Source organism: Klebsiella sp. 2680, from assembly GCF_900198535.1.
GTDB classification, from domain to species: domain Bacteria; phylum Pseudomonadota; class Gammaproteobacteria; order Enterobacterales; family Enterobacteriaceae; genus Klebsiella; species Klebsiella indica.
On the sequence record NZ_FZNJ01000002.1, the window covers coordinates 116,828 to 134,346 of the forward strand.

22 protein-coding genes are annotated in these 17,519 nt (G+C 49.2%); all 22 read left to right on the forward strand.

Annotated elements, in window-relative coordinates:
• The first annotated feature begins 79 nt into the window (after positions 1–79).
• The 22 genes from ccmA to FN037_RS08050 all read left to right on the forward strand — a co-directional run bounded on the left by ccmA (position 80) and on the right by FN037_RS08050 (position 17,323).
• The gene (gene ccmA / locus FN037_RS07955; protein ID WP_142501944.1) at positions 80–703 is read left to right on the forward strand and encodes a cytochrome c biogenesis heme-transporting ATPase CcmA; all 624 of its coding nucleotides are present in this window, start codon (positions 80–82) and stop codon (positions 701–703) included.
• Positions 700–1,359 (forward strand): heme exporter protein CcmB, encoded by a 660-nt coding sequence (gene ccmB / locus FN037_RS07960; protein ID WP_142501945.1) that lies wholly within the window; start codon positions 700–702, stop codon positions 1,357–1,359. Before ccmA ends, ccmB begins: the two co-directional genes overlap by 4 nt.
• Before the next feature lie 52 nt (positions 1,360–1,411).
• Positions 1,412–2,149 carry a heme ABC transporter permease gene (locus tag FN037_RS07965; RefSeq protein ID WP_142502415.1) on the forward strand — a complete coding sequence of 246 codons (738 nt, stop codon included), beginning with the start codon at positions 1,412–1,414 and terminating at the stop codon, positions 2,147–2,149.
• On the forward strand, positions 2,146–2,376 hold the full coding sequence (ccmD, locus tag FN037_RS07970; RefSeq protein ID WP_142501946.1) for a heme exporter protein CcmD: 231 nt from the start codon (positions 2,146–2,148) through the stop codon (positions 2,374–2,376). Before FN037_RS07965 ends, ccmD begins: the two co-directional genes overlap by 4 nt.
• On the forward strand, positions 2,360–2,818 hold the full coding sequence (gene ccmE, locus FN037_RS07975; protein ID WP_138362288.1) for a cytochrome c maturation protein CcmE: 459 nt from the start codon (positions 2,360–2,362) through the stop codon (positions 2,816–2,818). The genes ccmD and ccmE overlap by 17 nt, the downstream gene beginning before the upstream one ends.
• Positions 2,815–4,764, forward strand: coding sequence for a heme lyase CcmF/NrfE family subunit (locus FN037_RS07980; protein ID WP_142501947.1), 1,950 nt, complete (start codon positions 2,815–2,817; stop codon positions 4,762–4,764). The genes ccmE and FN037_RS07980 overlap by 4 nt, the downstream gene beginning before the upstream one ends.
• Positions 4,764–5,321: a DsbE family thiol:disulfide interchange protein gene (locus FN037_RS07985; RefSeq protein ID WP_142501948.1), complete on the forward strand. Its 558-nt coding sequence runs from the start codon at positions 4,764–4,766 to the stop codon at positions 5,319–5,321. The genes FN037_RS07980 and FN037_RS07985 overlap by 1 nt, the downstream gene beginning before the upstream one ends.
• An 11-nt stretch (positions 5,322–5,332) precedes the next feature.
• Positions 5,333–5,776, forward strand: coding sequence for a cytochrome c-type biogenesis protein (locus FN037_RS07990; RefSeq protein ID WP_185929259.1), 444 nt, complete (start codon positions 5,333–5,335; stop codon positions 5,774–5,776).
• A complete protein-coding gene (gene ccmI, locus FN037_RS07995; RefSeq protein WP_142501950.1) occupies positions 5,773–6,612 on the forward strand; it encodes a c-type cytochrome biogenesis protein CcmI in 840 nt (279 codons plus the stop codon). The genes FN037_RS07990 and ccmI overlap by 4 nt, the downstream gene beginning before the upstream one ends.
• Before the next feature lie 39 nt (positions 6,613–6,651).
• On the forward strand, positions 6,652–7,194 hold the full coding sequence (locus FN037_RS08000; RefSeq protein WP_142501951.1) for a GNAT family N-acetyltransferase: 543 nt from the start codon (positions 6,652–6,654) through the stop codon (positions 7,192–7,194).
• Positions 7,195–7,277: 83 nt separating this feature from the next.
• Positions 7,278–7,859, forward strand: a complete 582-nt coding sequence (locus FN037_RS08005) for a DJ-1/PfpI family protein (RefSeq protein WP_142501952.1) — start codon at positions 7,278–7,280, stop codon at positions 7,857–7,859.
• Between the two features lie 900 nt (positions 7,860–8,759).
• Complete coding sequence (locus FN037_RS24360) at positions 8,760–9,050, forward strand: hypothetical protein (protein WP_185929236.1); 291 nt, start codon at positions 8,760–8,762, stop codon at positions 9,048–9,050.
• Entirely contained in the window at positions 9,034–10,035 is a 1,002-nt protein-coding gene (locus FN037_RS08010) for a replication initiation factor domain-containing protein (RefSeq protein WP_142501953.1), read from the forward strand. The genes FN037_RS24360 and FN037_RS08010 overlap by 17 nt, the downstream gene beginning before the upstream one ends.
• Positions 10,036–10,052: 17 nt before the next feature.
• The gene (locus tag FN037_RS08015; RefSeq protein ID WP_142501954.1) at positions 10,053–10,361 is read left to right on the forward strand and encodes a DNA-binding protein; all 309 of its coding nucleotides are present in this window, start codon (positions 10,053–10,055) and stop codon (positions 10,359–10,361) included.
• Between the two features lie 102 nt (positions 10,362–10,463).
• Positions 10,464–10,637, forward strand: coding sequence for a hypothetical protein (locus tag FN037_RS24365; protein ID WP_153255412.1), 174 nt, complete (start codon positions 10,464–10,466; stop codon positions 10,635–10,637).
• Between the two features lie 351 nt (positions 10,638–10,988).
• Entirely contained in the window at positions 10,989–11,207 is a 219-nt protein-coding gene (locus tag FN037_RS08020) for a hypothetical protein (protein ID WP_142501955.1), read from the forward strand.
• A gap of 123 nt (positions 11,208–11,330) precedes the next feature.
• Positions 11,331–12,602 (forward strand): hypothetical protein, encoded by a 1,272-nt coding sequence (locus FN037_RS08025; protein ID WP_142501956.1) that lies wholly within the window; start codon positions 11,331–11,333, stop codon positions 12,600–12,602.
• Between the two features lie 15 nt (positions 12,603–12,617).
• Complete coding sequence (locus FN037_RS08030; protein ID WP_094638161.1) at positions 12,618–12,896, forward strand: DUF2523 family protein; 279 nt, start codon at positions 12,618–12,620, stop codon at positions 12,894–12,896.
• 10 nt (positions 12,897–12,906) lie between these two features.
• The gene (locus FN037_RS08035; RefSeq protein WP_094638162.1) at positions 12,907–13,959 is read left to right on the forward strand and encodes a zonular occludens toxin family protein; all 1,053 of its coding nucleotides are present in this window, start codon (positions 12,907–12,909) and stop codon (positions 13,957–13,959) included.
• Positions 13,956–15,131: a type II secretion system protein GspD gene (locus FN037_RS08040; RefSeq protein ID WP_185929237.1), complete on the forward strand. Its 1,176-nt coding sequence runs from the start codon at positions 13,956–13,958 to the stop codon at positions 15,129–15,131. The genes FN037_RS08035 and FN037_RS08040 overlap by 4 nt, the downstream gene beginning before the upstream one ends.
• Before the next feature lie 200 nt (positions 15,132–15,331).
• Positions 15,332–15,562, forward strand: coding sequence for a hypothetical protein (locus FN037_RS08045; protein WP_142501958.1), 231 nt, complete (start codon positions 15,332–15,334; stop codon positions 15,560–15,562).
• 543 nt (positions 15,563–16,105) lie between these two features.
• On the forward strand, positions 16,106–17,323 hold the full coding sequence (locus tag FN037_RS08050) for an IS4 family transposase (RefSeq protein ID WP_142501561.1): 1,218 nt from the start codon (positions 16,106–16,108) through the stop codon (positions 17,321–17,323).
• Positions 17,324–17,519: the final 196 nt, after the last annotated feature.

Genomic DNA, 17,519 nt, shown 5'->3' on the forward strand with positions numbered 1-17,519 from the left:
ATGACGCGCGAGCGGCGCTATTGATGAGGAATGCAGCGATTTTGAATTTTTTACCGACTGGTTTCATATGGAATTTTCGATGTTACATGCAGATCAGCTGACGTGTATCTACGATGACAGAGTGCTGTTTCAGGGGCTGTCCCTGACGGCTAATCCCGGTGAAGTGTTGCAAATCGCCGGCGATAATGGCACGGGCAAAACATCGTTGCTGCGGATGCTGTGCGGGTTAAGCCGTCCGGAAAGCGGCGCGGTATACTGGCAGGGTGATCCGCTGGCGAAATCACGCGAACAATTCCATCAACAATTACTCTGGCAGGGTCATAAGGCGGGTGTCAAAGCGGCGCTTACCGCAGATGAAAATCTGTATTTCTGTTTTCCTCACTCAACCTTGCAGGCGCGTGAAGCGGCGCTGGCCGCTATCGGGCTTGCGGGGTACGAAGATGTGCCATCCGGTCAGCTCTCTGCGGGGCAGCAACGGCGCGTAGCGTTAGCACGCTTGTGGCTAACATCGGCCCGGTTGTTGATCCTTGATGAACCGTTCACCGCCCTGGATATTACGGCTATAGAAACACTGACCCGACGCCTGGAACAGCATGTGCTGGCGGGAGGCATCGCGATACTGACAACCCATCAACCATTACGGGTGCTGGCTTGTCCGTTGAATACGCTACGTCTGACGGGGGAACGGGAGGTTTGTGTATGATGCTGACCCTGTTGCACCGCGAAATACGCCTTGCCTGGCGTAATGGCGCCGAGATCCTCAACCCGCTGTGGTTTTTCCTGATTGTGATTACCTTATTTCCTTTCGGCGTTGGCGCTGAACCTCAGTTGCTGGCGCAAATCGCGCCGGGTATCGTCTGGGTGGCGGCATTGCTGGCGTCGTTACTGGTAATGGACCGCCTGTTTCGCGATGACTGGCAGGATGGCGCGCTGGAACAGCTCTTACTGTTGCCGACGCCACTGGTCGCGGTTGTGCTGGTGAAGGTGTTCGCCCATTGGATAATGACGGGTCTGCCGCTATTAATGGTGTCGCCACTGGCGATGTTGCTGCTGGGGATGACGCCGCATGCCGCTGGCGTGCTGGCGTTGACATTGCTGTTAGGTACGCCGACGCTCAGTTTTTTAGGCGCAGTCGGCGTTGGCCTGACGGTCGGGCTGAAGCGCGGCGGCGTGCTGCTCAGCCTTCTGGTGCTGCCGTTATCGGTACCTTTATTAATTTTCGCCACCGCGGCGACCCAGGCAGCAGTCGCCGGGCTGCCCGTCGAGGGATTTCTGGCGATTCTGGCGGCGTTTTTAACCGGCAGCGCCACGTTGTGTCCGTTCGCCACCGCTGCCGCATTGCGGTTGACCGTGCAATAATCTGCTGCGGCCAGACTGGCGCAGTCCATGAAAGAGTAGTGTGAGTAAATTTATGTGGAAAGCATTGCATCAACTGGCGATGCCCGAGCGGCTCTATGGCCTGTGCGGGCGCTGGATCCCCTGGCTGGCGACGTTAAGCGCGCTGTTGCTGACGATCGGTCTGATTTGGGGCTTTGTTTACGCTCCGGCGGATTATCAGCAAGGGGAAAGTTACCGAATTATGTATCTACACGTTCCCACGGCAATAGGATCTATGGGGATTTATCTGGCGATGGCTATCGCCGCGTTTACCGGGGCTGTCTGGCAGGTAAAAATGGCGGATTTGTCAGTCGCGGCGCTGGCGCCGGTTGGTGCGGTTTGTACGTTTGTCGCGCTGGTAAGCGGCTCCGCATGGGGTAAACCCATGTGGGGAACCTGGTGGGTCTGGGATGCGCGACTGACGTCAGAACTGGTGCTTTTGTTTCTCTATGCCGGGATTATCGCCCTGTGGCACGCATTCGATGACCGCCGTCTGGCGGGCAGAGCTGCCGGAATACTGGTGCTGGTTGGGGTGGTAAACCTGCCAATTATCCATTATTCGGTGTACTGGTGGAATACTTTGCACCAGGGGTCAACCAATATGCAGCAGACGATCGCGCCGGCCATGCGTATGCCGCTGCGGATTTGTATTTTCGCTTTTTTCAGCCTGGCGGCAACGTTGACGTTGATGCGCCTGCGTAACCTGATTTTACAACAAGAGCGCCGCCGTCCGTGGGTTGTCGCGCTGGTGACTAAAGGAGCCGTGAAATGACGCCCGCTTTTTCTTCTGTCACCGCCTTTCTGGCGATGGGGGGATATGCGTTTTACGTGTGGCTGGCGGTGGCGGCAACGCTGGCCGCTTTTGCTTTTCTGACGCTACACACGGTGTTACAGCGTCGGGCTCTATTCCGTGAAGTCCGTCGCCAGTTGGCCCGCAAACGGCGTATGCGTGCCGCGCGGAGTAGTAAAGCGGAGGGCGCAGATGCAAACGCGTCGTAAGACCCGACTCTATATGATACTGGCCCTGCTGGCCGGACTGGGGCTGACTGTTAGCCTGACGCTGTATGCCCTGGGAGCGAACATCGATCTGTTCTATACCCCCGGAGAAATTATTTACGGCAAAACAGAAAATCACGAGAAACCCCATATCGGCCAGCGCCTGCGTGTCGGCGGTTATGTGCAGCCCGGCAGTGTGAAACGCGATGCGCAGACGCTGGCTGTCACATTCAAACTGTATGATGCTCGCGGCGTGGTTGACGTTAGCTACAAGGGAATCCTGCCAGACTTGTTCCGTGAAGGGCAGGGCGTGGTCGCTCAGGGCGTCCTTGATGCCAGCCGACATATCACCGCGCAGCAGGTGTTAGCCAAACATGATGAAAATTACACGCCACCGGAAGTGAAAGACGCAATGAAACCTGTTGATAAAGGAACGCAGCCATGATGCCGGAACTGGGTAATTATCTGCTTTGCCTGGCTACAGGGATTGCGCTTTTGCTGAGTATTTATCCGCTGTGGGGAGCCGCGCGGCAGGACTCGCGCCTGATGGCGCTGGCCCGCCCGCTGGCTTGCGCGTTATTTTTCTGCATTGCCGGCGCTTTTCTGCTGCTGGTTCATGCCTTTGTGGTAAATGATTTTACCGTGCGCTATGTGGCGGAAAACTCTAACAGCATGCTGCCGGTCTGGTATCGGGTTGCCGCGACCTGGGGCGCCCATGAAGGCTCTCTGCTGCTGTGGATACTTCTGCTGAGTCTCTGGACCTTCGCCGTCGCGCTGTTCAGTCGCCAGATGCCGCTGGATGCGGTAGCCAGAGTGCTGGCCGTGATGGGGATGATAGCTTTTGGCTTTCTGCTTTTTATCCTGTTTACGTCAAATCCCTTCACGCGGACGTTACCTCTTTATCCTGTTGACGGACGGGATCTCAATCCACTGCTGCAGGACACCGGCATGATTTTTCATCCCCCGATTCTCTATATGGGGTATGTCGGGTTTTCGGTTGCGTTTGCCTTCGCCATTGCCTCGTTGCTTGCCGGGAGGCTGGATACGGCCTGGGCGCGCTGGTCGCGTCCCTGGACCCAGGCGGCGTGGGTTTTTCTTACTCTCGGCATCGTACTGGGATCGGCATGGTCCTATTACGTGCTGGGCTGGGGCGGTTGGTGGTTCTGGGACCCGGTGGAAAACGCCTCTTTTATGCCGTGGCTGGTCGGCACCGCATTGCTGCATTCGCTGGCGGTGACAGAAAAACGCGGCAGCTTCCGTGCCTGGACGGTACTGCTGGCGATTACCGCGTTTTCTCTTTGCCTGCTAGGCACCTTTCTGGTGCGTTCCGGGGTGCTGGTTTCGGTCCACTCATTTGCTTCGGATCCCTCGCGCGGGATGTTTATCCTCGCGCTACTGGTGATCCTTATCGGGGGGTCATTGCTGCTCTACGCGATAAAAGGTGGCGGCGTGCGGGCGCGCGTCGACTATGCATTATGGTCGCGGGAATCATTTTTGCTTGGCAATAACATTTTACTGGTCGCCGCCATGTTGGTGGTGCTGCTTGGTACGTTGTTGCCGCTGGTACATAAAGAACTGGGACTCGGCAGTATTTCTGTCGGCGAGCCGTTTTTCAACACTATGTTTAGCGCGTTGATGGCACCGTTTGCTTTGCTCCTGGGGATTGGGCCTCTGATACGCTGGCGGCGTGATAAGGCAGGGAAGCAACTTAAACGGCTCGTCACTTCACTATTGGTGACACTGTCACTTTCTCTGGCATTACCGTGGCTGCTGCAGGATAGCATTGAGGCGATGGCCGTTATCGGCCTGATGATGGCGATCTGGGTTCTTATTTTCGCCCTTATTGAGGTCCATGAACGGGCGACACATCGGCAGAGTTTCTGGCGCGGGTTGCGGACCTTATCGCGTAGCCAGTGGGGAATGGTGCTGGGTCATGTCGGGGTGGCGGTGACCATCATCGGTATTGCTTTTAGCCAGAATTACAGCATTGAACGCGATGTGCGCATGAAAGCTGGCGACAGTATTGATATCCATCACTATCACTTTGTGTTCCGCGGCGTGCGCGACATCGCTGGTCCCAACTGGCGCGGGGGCGCGGGGGTTATCGAGGTCTCCCGTAACGGGCAGCCGGAAGCCACATTGTATGCGGAAAAACGGTTCTATAACGTCAGCCGGGTCATGATGACCGAAGCGGCGATTAGCGGCGGACTGACTCGCGATTTGTATGCCGCGCTGGGCGAGCAACTGAGCGATGGCAGTTGGGCGGTGCGCCTGTACTACAAACCGTTTGTTCGCTGGATTTGGTACGGTGGCGTACTGATGGCGTTGGGCGGCCTCTGTTGCATGCTCGACCCGCGTTACAGAATGCGTAAGAAGTTGCAGGAGACGTGATGAACCGCAGATTACTTTTTATTCCGCTGGCGCTGTTTCTCGCCCTGGCGGTGGCATTGTTCTGGCAACTCATGCGCAATGCCGACGGCGACGATCCGACGACGCTTGAATCCGCGCTGATTGGCAAACCGGTGCCGGCATTCCGTCTTGAAGCGTTAGATAACCCGGGGAAATTGTACGATCGCTCAGTGCTCATTAGCGGTAAACCGCTGCTGCTAAATGTCTGGGCGACCTGGTGCCCGACCTGCCGTGCGGAGCATCAGTTTCTGAATACGCTGGCAAAGCAGGGGGTTCGCGTTGTCGGCATGAACTATAAGGATGAGCGGCAGAAGGCGGTGGACTGGCTTAATCGTCTCGGTAATCCTTATTCCCTTAGCCTGTTTGACGGTAACGGCATGCTGGGGCTGGATCTGGGTGTTTACGGCGCGCCGGAAACTTTTCTGATTGACGGGCGCGGCATTATCCGCTGGCGCCATGCTGGCGATCTCAATGAACAGGTCTGGCGTGAGCAGCTACAGCCGCTGTGGGAAAAATACAGCCGGGAGTCGACATCGTGAAACGCTGGGTCATGGGGCTATTTATGCTGTTGTTGACGCACAGTGCGCTGGCGGTAATTGATACCTGGCAGTTTAAAGACGAAGCGCAGGAGCAGGCATTTCGCGAGATAACATCACAGTTACGCTGCCCAAAATGCCAGAACAACAGTATTGCTGATTCCAATGCGATGATTGCCGCCGATATGCGACTTAAGGTCTATCAATTGATGCAGCAGGGTCAGAGTAAAAAGCAGATTATCGATTATATGGTGGCGCGTTATGGCAGTTTTGTCAGTTATGAACCGCCGGTGACGCCCGGCACTCTTTTGCTTTGGTTGTTCCCCGGGATTTTTGTGATCGCCGGGTGCGGTATGGTGGTTGTGCGTGCGCGACGTCGTGCTACGGGCGGAGAAACGCTGAGTACAGAAGAGCGTGAGCGCCTGACGGCGTTATTGAAAAAAGGAAATGATGCATGAGTGTGTTTCTTATCGCGCTGATACTCTTGTTGTCAGGAGGTCTGGCGCTGTTGTATTTCCCGTGGAAGGTGAGCGGCGGAAGCAATCGCGACACGCTGAATCGCACGTTTTACCAGGCACGTCTGCAGGAGCTGGAACAGGAAAACCCGGATACCAGAGGGGAAATGGTTGTTGAACTGCAACGTACGCTGCTGGCGGATATTCCAGGTTCAGCACCGGAGACAACCCGGCAGCCAGTCAGCCGTTGGGTGTTGCTGCCCGGCGCGCTGGCGCTGGTATTGCTGAGTGTGGGGATCTATCTGAAGACCAGTGATATTGGTCAGGTTTTGCTATGGCAGCAGGCGGAACATCAGTTTCCGCAATTGTTGCAACGGGCAAAAGATCCTGGCGCTCGTCCGCTGCGAATGGACGAAATAGCCGAACTCCGTCTTGGACTGCGCAGTCAATTGCAGAAACAACCAGACGATTTGGCGGGCTGGCAGATGCTGGGCCGCATCGGTATGGTGCTGGATGATGGCGAAACGGCAATAGGTGCTTTCGCTCGCGCTCACCAGTTGGCGGCAAATGATCCCTCGGTCACCTTTGACTATGCCAACGCGCTGGTGAGGGCAGGCGATAAGGGACAGGCTCAAATGGCGGCGTTTTTATTACGCGATTTACTCCAGCGTCAGCCAAAGAACCTGTCCATTCTGGAACTTCTGGCTCTATGCGCGCTGCGCAATGAAGACTATCCGCAGGTCGTGGAAACATTGCAACGTATGCTGGTATTGTTGCCGCCGGATGATCCGCGGCGTGAAGCGATAAGCCGGCAATTGTCTGAAGCACAGAAGAAGTGAATCTGACGAAAACATTTATCTTCTAAAAGGAAATGGTTGATGCATGAAATTTCTTCTTCAACGCTTGATTATCGTTGCCTTGAACCCACGGACTGGCCATTTTTCCTGGCATTAAACCAGGACCGTGATGTGATGCAGTTTATTAGCGATTCACGGACGGAAGACGAAATCAGAGTTCAGTCTTTCGAGCAACGCCTGCAAGCCTGGCATAAAGGTAGCGAACACTGGCTATGCATGATTATCAGTCAAAAGGGCTCAGAGGTACCCATTGGTGTCACTGGTTTTATTGAGCGTGGTGATGGCATAGCAGAAGTCGGTTTCATCCTCGCCGCTGAATTTCATGGTAAGGGTTTTGGCAGTGAATCGCTGAGAGATATTGCCCGATTCGCCTTTGATACTCATCAGTATCGCAAGTTAACCGCCACGGTGACTTCAGGAAACGAGGCCTCGCGTAGAACCTTGCTAAAAATCGGCTTTCAACAAGAAGGCACGCTGAGACAAAACTATTTCCTGCATGATTGTTGGCGAGATGATTGGGTTTTTGGCTTACTTAGAGAAGAGTTTAAATATTGTTCGATGTAGCTACGGCGAGGATGAATTCATTGACTGCGGGTGGCAACAAATGGTAGCACAGGACTCCATTCCCTTGTTGTGGGTATTATGAAATGAAGAAGGTTATTTTATTCCTTTGTCAGGGATTAGAAGAGTATGAAGCCAGTGCATTTACTGGTGCTATTGGCTGGACAACAACATACGGATTAGAACCCGTAGAATTGGTAACAGTTGGTCTACGAAAAAAAGTTAAATGCGCCTGGAATTTCACCATCGAACCAGAATATCAACTGGATGAAATTGATGCTGATAGCTTTGATGCCATTGCCATTCCAGGGGGGATGAGTCGGGCTGGTTTTTACGAGGATGCATTTGATGATCGACTGGTCAGCCTTATTCGAAAATTTAATAACCAAGACAAATTTATCGCTTCTGTCTGTGTTGGCGCTTTAGCTGTAGCAAAAAGCGGTGCTCTTCAAGATAGAATGGGTACGACGTATCATCTGAGCAGTAAACGTCAAACGCAGTTATCAGAAATGGGTGTCAATGTTATTCAACGCCCAATTGTAGTGGATGGAAATATCATTACATCGCAAAGTCCTGCGACAGCTATTAATGTCGCATTTACTTTAATAGAAAAACTGACGTCCAGAGCTAACGTAGAAAAAATCAAAGAAGGAATGGGTTTCGCCTAATGCTGGTCACTTAAGGCGACCAGCAGGTTTTCTATCTGACTCTTTTTCTGTCTCGTCAGTGACTATCGGTGTTCTGGCTATTAAAGGTTTTTGACTCGATTGCTGCGGCAGGCCGTGCAATGGGATTTGCCACTGAGTTCAGTTGTTAATTTTTCTGTTGATAGTGCTGAGTCCAGTAATACGCGTCGGCTGAAACGGCGAGGTAAAATTCGTCCTGACTGGGAACGGATTCAGTTGCTAGGTGATGCCGTTTTTTTGCCGCATGTTGGTCCGAGTGGAAAAATTTATTACTACGAGGATTTGAGTTAATGATGGGGATCATAACGGTAAAGATATGACCAAACCAAAGTACGGCCGCAGAACATCAGATTCTGCCATCCTTACCATTAGTGCGCATAATGTGATCAGGGATTATGGTAAAAATTGCCCTGCGAACATAAAACCCGCAGGGCAATCTTTATCATAATCCCCATTATGCGCAACACCATTATCCTGAGAATATTTTTCCTCGGTCAATTTTTTTTGAGGACAGATCGTGGTAGAAAAAATATATAGCACGAATTGCCAACCCTGAAAAAACACTTTTACATTATTATCAATTTAGCAAAAAGTGCTTTTCTTCCCACTACAGCACATCATTTTTTATTTTTTATCCTCAATTCTGTGGTCATTTATTCACTATTTCCCCACTACAGCACATTAGTTCCCCGCTACAGCACATCAAAATCCCGCCTTATTCATGGTAATTGATTCTGCCGCCAGTCATATTTTATATAACTTATTGATTTATATTTGTTTTGTCTTTTTTTATTTTGTCAATACATTACCTTGTTTTTTATTTGTTGAACTGGCTGTTACTTTTTGATCTACTCCAATCATTGATTTCTGGAGGCTATTCAGATGCAGGAATATGACACCGAAACCCCCGTTATAGTAACTACGGGGGTAGTAACTACGGGGGTAGTAACTACGGGGGTAGTAACTACGGGGGTAGTAACTACGGGGGTAGTACCAGATGACGCAGATTTTGCATTTTCTGCCGAGCCAGTAGAACTGGTCATTGAGGGTTTTGATAGTTCTGGATTTCATCTGCGTATCGGTGACTCCTATTATTGCGCAAAAAATTCGCGTGATCTGATTGCTATTTGTATCGACTTTTTTGGTGGTGGTAATAATGACTGTTATCGTTGATACCGTTTCTTTTACGTTCCAAATGTCCGCGCTCAGGGATTTGGCTGATTATTATTATCCTCGGCCCGTTGGATTCGGCCCGTGGCCGGTTCTGCCAGAATCTGGAGATACAAATCAGTTTCAGGATTTGTGTTGCGCTGCTCTGGAGGATCGTGCTCGGTTTTTGTTCAGCGATTTTTTCGGGATGACGTTATCGCCTGCTACTGGTAGGGGGCGGCTAGGGTATTACGATCACTGTCGTATCACTGACCTCTCCGGGACTGTGGAATTCGGGTATCTGGCGTTTGGTGGCAATCGGGACACGGTTCACTGTTATCTGAATGGGCACGCATGCAAAGAATTTTTTGAGAGAAAACAACCAGTTGAGTTGCATCATTTTTTGACTGAGATTCTGGGTGTCTCTCGACTGAACCGACTCGATCTCGCCTACGATGATTATTCTGGTGTAACCGGTTTTGACTCGGTTATTGCTGCATATGACCGCGACGCGTTTTATTGCGGAAAAGGCCCGAGGCCTCAGATCACCACTATTCGAACGCGATCAGGGAAAAACGACTTAGGGTCAACGATTTACGTTGGTTCGCGTCAGTCTCAGGTTTACTGGCGATCCTACGACAAAAATGCTGAGCGGGGGATAGTTAACCCCGTAACGCCGTGGTGGCGACACGAGGCAGAGCTGAAAAAAGTTTCCGTTGATTTATTGTTGGATGTTCCGGCGGCTTATGCCGGTTGCAATGATTTTGCTCGCACACTGGCTAATTCTGAGCCTGTTCGTGTCCGCACAAAAATTGAAAAGGCTGCGTCAACTCTGGATTCTCAGATCCGTTGGGGGCGCCGCCTGATTGGTAGAACTCTGCGCTCTCTAATTGATTTGTTTGACGCGCCCACGGCTCTGGCGCTACTAACTGCCGGGGAACGTGGTCGCCTGCACCTGACGCCGGGGGAAATTTCTACCTATCGAACGGCGTTGCAAATGATTAACTAAATGAGGTAAGAAAAAAAATGTCTATTTTAATTCGTGGAAAATTTCTCGGTGCTCGCAATCGCGAATTCACTAATTCGCAGGGCAGTTTCTCGTTCTATGAGATCGGGGTTGAAAACTCCCGCCCTGACGGGTGGGGCGGCTCACAGTCAGTTCAGACAGTTATCCAAGTACCAAAAAAGCTGGTTGATTCTGGGATTCTCAATAGGATTGCCTCATTACAGGGAAAAAACGTGGAGATCCCAATTTGGGCTGATGCCTATGTCGGTAAAAATGGCGCGGCGATAAAATATTTTTTGGAGAGCGATCAAATTACAGAAATTAAATAGGACTATGATCATGGATCCAGCAATATCATTTCTGTGCAAACTTTTTCTGGCTGTGTTTGCTGTGGCCGCGGTAATAAAATATTATCTGTTGCCGGTGATTTCATGAAAATTATTTTTGATGAGATGGATCTGCGTTCATTAGAGGTGATAGAAATTGCTCGGCAATTACTGTCATTTTTTGATCGTTGTGACAACTGTGATTGTGAGGGTTGCCCTGAATGTAATTTTTTGGGCGTTGTTCAGGTTAGAAATGCCGATGGCACGGAGTTTGGTTGAGTGAGAATCAATAATATTATTGCGTTGAATGCGCTGATGTGCCTAGCAATTACACTGTATATGATTTATAGGGCTCCTATTGAATCTTCTGATCTGCCGTTATTTTTGCTATTAATGTTCTGTGCAGCTCTAATTACTGGGGTGAATTTATTCCTGTCTGGTTATAACCCACTCACTCTAAATCGCAGAGCTAAAAAATGATTGATTACTCTGAATTTCTACCATTCTATTTTTTTGCGCTGTCCAGCGTTTTGGGATTGTGGCTGGCGGCGCATTCAATCGGCGTGATTCTGCGCCTCGCGAGATTCGGCTAAAAACCGAATCGTGTTTTAATATCTGTGGAGTTCACCAATGAAAAAAATTTTTTCACTATCTGTTCTGTCTACCGCTATTCTGGCCCCGGCTGCGAGTTTTGCCGCCGAGGGGGGTCTCGATCTCTCCACCCTGACAGATTCATTCTCTGTCGGGCCAGTGATTACGGGGGTGCTGGCTATTGCAGCGGTGCTTCTCGGCCTATACGCCGCCATGCGCGGTGCCAAAATTATTTTGGCGCTGGTTCGTGGCGGCTAAAAATAAAAAAAATTTCAGGAGGGGGTATCCCCTCCTTATTGAGGTCATTATGGGCTGGGAAATGATTTTTTTTATCTGGGGTCTGGTTTCGGCGTGGGCGATAATCGTTGGACTGAGAGGATTATGAAAAAAATTGTTTTGGGTTTGGCTGTTTTTTTTATATTCCTGCCAACAATTAGTTATGCATTTTTGCCATTGCTAATCGCAGGCGCAGATTTTGCCGGTGCTGCTGCTTTACGTACTGCAATTTCTCGGGGCGCGGCCCAGCTCGCAGTTAGTGCTGCTGAGAGGCAGGTTTTGGAGAATGCAACAAAAACCGCATTAAATCAGTCAGTTAAGCGGTTGATTGCTATGTCGCCAAACCCTACAAAATTCCAGCTCGCCACTGGTGCAATAACCTGGGCAGGCCTCGGTTCTGCTCTGCTCGATCTGGGCGATGAAATTTTTGGTGTTGACCAGAGTGCGGGTGTTTCCTCCGGGGATTCTGCTGATAACGGTCGAAAATTTTATGTTGGTGCCGGCTCAGGCGGAACAAAGCCTTATTTTTCAGGCGATTACCCAGAAAGTCTGATTTATTCAGCGTATCGTTATCAGTCCTCCAACGGTCTCCTGCCCTGTAACAGCGCCAGTGGCTGCTCATATTCGGCCAGTTTTTCTATTCTTAGTTCCAGCACTGGTTCGAGCGGCTCCACGACTTATCAGATTCAATATCAGAATTCTTATTCGACCAGCTCGGGTTCTATAGTCACGGTAGACCGAACGGCGAGCTACACAGTGCTACCTAACGCTAGTTACGATTCGTCTATCACGCCGCAATCAGCTGATATTACGGCTGAGCAGGAGGAGACGGCCAAAAACACCCCGCTGAATCCTCAACGGCTGGCCGATGTGGCCAATGCGCTGCTATTGGACGCCGCTAGTCAGTCCGATTATGCGGGTATTCCAATCTCCAGTTCTAATCCGCTCGTAACAGCGCAGGATTTCACTGATGCACTGACTGCTGTAGGGCGAACAGAGCCCACTAACGCCGAGTGGACTACTCCATGGGAGGATCTGGAAACGACCAGCGATACAGGCACTGGTACAGATACAGGAACAGGGGGAGGGACTGATTCGGGGTCAGGCAGTGAGACGGCTACTGAACCAACGCTCGATAGTCCTCCTGACGGAAAAACTATTTTGTCGCCTCTGCTAAATATATTCCCAGCCGATTGGGGTAATTTTTCGATTGGTTCACGTGATGCGGCATGTCCTGTCGCTGAGTTCGAAATATGGGATAAAAATTTTGTTATCGATTCTCATTGCGGGTTGATTGAACAGAATCGCGAACTGATAAAAATAATTTTTCTGATTGTCTGGGCCTTTTCTGCATTTCGTCGGGTGATGTCTGCATGATGGGGGTTGATTGATATGTTGGGTGCAATCTATGCCGCGCTGGGTTTTTTGCTCCGTTCCGTGGTTATAAAATTTGTTTTTTTGTTTGGACTTTTTTATATCGTTCAGGAATTCACACCTGTATTGATCGATTTAATTGATGTCAGTCCGTTACCTGTGGCTGAGTTGTTCGCGCAATTACCTGATTCTGTCTGGTTTTGGCTGAATCTTTTTCAGGTTCCTGCGGGTATTTCGATGATGGTGGCTGCAATTATTACCAGATTCATAATTCGTCGAATTCCGGTTATTGGATAGCGGGGCGGTTATGGCGATTTCTGCATATGTTGGCGTTCCGGGGAGTGGTAAAAGTTTTGAGGTTGTCCGCAGTGTAATAATTCCCGCTGTTGCTCAGGGGCGTAGGGTTGTATCTAATATCTATGGCCTGAATGCTGAAAAAATTTATAGTTATGTTCGTGATAATTATAAAAATGCTGAGATTGGCGAGGTTTTGCTTGTTACAAATGAGCAGGTTCAGGACGAAAATTTTTTCCCCTATAAAAATTCAGATTCAGACGGGGTGAAAACCTATTGCCAGCCGGGGGATTTGATTTGTGTCGATGAGGCATGGCGTATCTGGGCCTCGGACTCTAAAATGCCTAAAAACCATAGATCATTTTTGGCAGAACATCGCCATTTTGTTCACCCTGAAACTGGTGTGACCTGCGATTTAGTTGTTGCGAATCAGTCAATTACTAATCTCCCTCGGTTTATTCGAGACAGAATAGAAACAACATTCAAAATGACTAAATTGAAAATGCTGGGCCTTAACTCCAGTTATCGCGTTGAAATTTATTCAGGTGCAAAACTGATTAAATCTGAGTTAACCAGCAAACGTAATTACAATTTTGATAAAAAAATATTTCCTCTTTATCAGTCCTATGATGGTAACGGTCAGGAAAAAACAGTTGATAAGAGGCAGAGTATTTTTTCCTCCGGCCTGCTCTGGTTAGGCATTATTTTTTTTACGGTTGTTGGTATCTCGGGAGTTTGGTTTTTATGGGGTTTTTTTCATGGTGACGGGTTGGGGAAAAATGTTGATGACAAAACGGATTCAGAATTGACAGCTCATAGTGCTGTTCAGGCTAAAACGAATTCGAATTCTGTTCAGGTATCTGTGTCGAGGCCAGTGGTTTCCAGACAGTGGCGAGTTATCGGTGTTATCAGGGATAAGGCGGGGCGTTTTGTTGTTCTATCTGGTGCTGATGGGCGTCAGCGTGTCGAGCCAGCGTCAGGGTTTGTTATCAACGGTGCTGTAATCAGTGGTGTTTTAGATGGGGAGGTTGTTACGTCATGGTCAGGTTCAGGGGTGCAAAAATGAAAAAAAGTATTTTGCTTTCGTCAATGCTGCTGTTTCCATTTTTTGCTAATGCAACTGGTTCAGGGGTGGATTTTGAACTCAAATCGACACCAGTGCCTGATGCTCTGAGCGTATTTTATACTCAAATTCTGAAAATGCCTTTTCGTTTGTCTCCCGATGTTGTTGCAATGACTAACAAAAATGTTTCTTTTCACCTGATGCCGGAGCAGGACGCTAGAAAATTTTTTATTGATTACATGGCTGATATCGGCGTTAAATCTAAAACAAAAAATGGTGTCGATTTCTATTATGTGCCCTCTCAATCAGCAGAAAAAACAGTTTTGCCGAAATTCAGTTACACCTATAAACCACTGTACCGGTCTGTCGATTACCTGTCATCACAGATGAGATCATTAGCCAGTGACGGTGGTCAGTTCTCTGGAGGTGGTGAGAAAACGGCTGCTGACGTGTTGGTTTTTTACGGTACAAAATCTGAGATTAGACGTGTTTCTGAGGCGTTGCCATTGGTAGATATTCCGGCTGATGAGGTTCTGGTATCCGGTTATGTGTATGAGGTACAGAGCACGTCGAAAACGGGTTCAGGTCTGCAACTGGCTGTTAATTTGTTGAATTCAAAACTGAATTTACAGATTGGTGGCAGTTCAGCGAGAGGGTATGACAATTTTCTGAAAATTAGCACCGGCTCCCTCAGTGCGCTGGTTGAACTGTTTAACACAGATTCGCGGTTTACTGCTGTTTCTGCCCCGACATTGCGGGCGCGTTCAGGTTCGCAGGCAGAATTTTCGGTTGGCAGTTCAACTCCTACGCTGGGAACTGTTAGTTATCAGGGGCAATCGGCTGTTCAGTCTGTGAACTATAAAGACTCTGGGATTATTTTTAAAATTCTACCGCAGGTCAGATCTAGTGTTATCGACCTGAATCTGTCTCAGGAATTATCCAATTTCACCACTACTGATAATGGTGTTAACGAGTCTCCAACACTGATTAAACGGGCAATTTCTACTGATATCTCATTGAAAAATGGGGATATTATTCTGATTGGTGGTCTCGCTGATAACAAAAATACTGATACTGAAACGGGATTTTCGTTGTTTCCGTTTCTGACCAGCAGGGGTGGCGATTCAACAAGAACTGATATCGTTATTATTTTACAGGTACGAAAAATCCGGTGACGCGCTCACCGCAGCGCGGGCGAGGAGGGCGCGTCACCGGATTTGGAGAACAGACTGCTTTTACGGCTCTTTTTATTGTCTGTATGTCTAAGCCGGATCATTATATATAAAACGCCGGTCAGTGCCAGAATTCATTCTGGTGCTGTCCGGGGTTGGCCGAGCGTAGCGCTGGCAAAACATTTTTATGAGGGTACTATGCCATGCAGCAGTTTTCAAAATTTGAGGTTTTGTCTCTATCCGCCAAAATCTGCGATCGTTGCGGGCGTCGGGCTGAACTGGCAACCTCTGAATTTCAGGAGTTTCTGTCTGTAGACCGCGTTGCAGGTTATGGATCGGTTTTCGGTGACGGAGAGTATCTGAGGCTGGATTTGTGTCAGTATTGCACAAAAACACTTTTGGGAGCGTGGATTCAATCAGGCAAAATTGCCTGATTGGGTGAACGACCCTGAGTTAGACGGGCTCAGGAAAACGAATTCATTTTGCGGTAGTTTGCCGCAATCAGGTTATGAGCCGTCGCGCTACCGCAAAAATTCCTCGTTCTATGTCGTTGCAGTTCGTAACCGCTCAGCATAATCGTTCACGAATCCATTATAGAGTCCATCGGGTAAGCAGAAAAAGTGTTTTTCTGCATCGATCACCATTGGTGCGCATAATGTATATTATGTTAAATAGCATACGACAGCAAGCTACAGAGAATGTGTTGTCTGGTGAAGTAATCACCGAGGGCAAAATCCGTACACTGCCCCTGACTTTTGCCCTCGAATACCAACAATTGATGTAGGAGAACGACTGATGCGCGTCAAGAAACTGGACACACTGATAACTGATGCTGGTTGAAGGCTTTGACAAGTCCCCTATTACTGCCAAAGCCCTGCATAGCTCTGAGGAATCCCCAGTAATGTGCGGGTGAAAAAAGACAGGCATAGAGTTTTGTGATCTACTGATTGTGCAACCAATTCAATGAGATCACCTCTATGCCTGCTTATCGAGTATGTCAGAATTTCTTCCAGGATGCCTTAGCTCCGTTTCACAAATACCGGCAAAATGCCCTGCTGGATGCCACTGTTGCACTCATTAATGGCGCATCGCTGACGCTGACCAGTATTGGTCGTTATTTACCCGGACCTGCTCAGGTTAAAAATAAAATCAAACGCGTTGATCGTCTGCTCGGCAATGAATCACTTCATCGTGATATTCCTTTGATTTTCAATAATATTATTTCGATGCTGACGCGCCAGTTATCCTTGTGCGTCATTGCTGTTGACTGGAGTGGCTACCCGTCTCAGGAATATCATGTCCTCCGCGCCAGCCTGATTTGCGACGGGCGTTCGCTCCCGTTATTGAGCTGGATCGTTCCCTCAGAAAAACAGCAGAACGCAAAGATCCAAAAAGCGTTCCTTGATGCGCTTGCCGGAGCGGTAAACCCGAAGTCCAGGGTACTTATCGTCACTGATGCTGGCTTCCAGAATGCATGGTTCAATCATATAAAATCGCTGGGCTGGGATTTCATTGGTCGTATCCGGGGTAAGGTAAAGTTCAGGTTACAAAAAACAGGTGGATGCTGGCACGATGTCTCTGATATCAAAGCTGAAAAACATTCACAAATTAAGGCAGGCATACGACCGGTACATCTCGGGTCTGGAACTCTGGGACGGGCAGAATATGCACGCTGTGACGGACACTTTTATCTTCACAAAAAACAAACTCGTGGGCGTAAGCACAAACATTCCCGGTGTCGAATTCATCGTAAATCGCAGGTCCGGGATGCCCGCAAAGCGGCAAAAGAACCCTGGCTTATATTCAGTAGCACAGGTGACTTTAAGCCACGGGAAATCATGAAGTTATACAGTCGCCGTATGCAGATAGAGCAAAACTTCCGGGATGAGAAAAGTGAGCGTTTTGGGTTCGGTTTGCGTGCCAGTTACAGTCGTTCAGCAGGACGTCTTCTTGCGCTGAGTCTGCTGGCAACACTGAGTATAATAGTCCTGTGGCTTATTGGTTATCATGCTGAAAATAAAGGATTACATCTGAGATACCAGGCCAACAGTATTAAATCGCGGCGGGTTATCTCATATTTGACATTAGCGGAGAATGTCCTGCGACACTCCCCGCTAATTTTAAGACGAATGGTGCTGAGCACCCTTCTTAATCATCTCGCCAAAACCTACCGAAGTATGGTGTTGGTTTATTAGCGCTGAGTTTGTGGGGATCCCTCAGTGCATAGCTGGCTCAAGACAAAGGTCATTAACGGTGGTTTAACACGCTGAGTAGTCTTGACAGCAAACGCCTGATTGCTGCCTATGCTGATCAGCAACCTGGCCTATTAAATCTGCGACCAAAAGAAAAACAGCAATACATCAACCGCAAACCCCGTCAGACCTTGCCTGG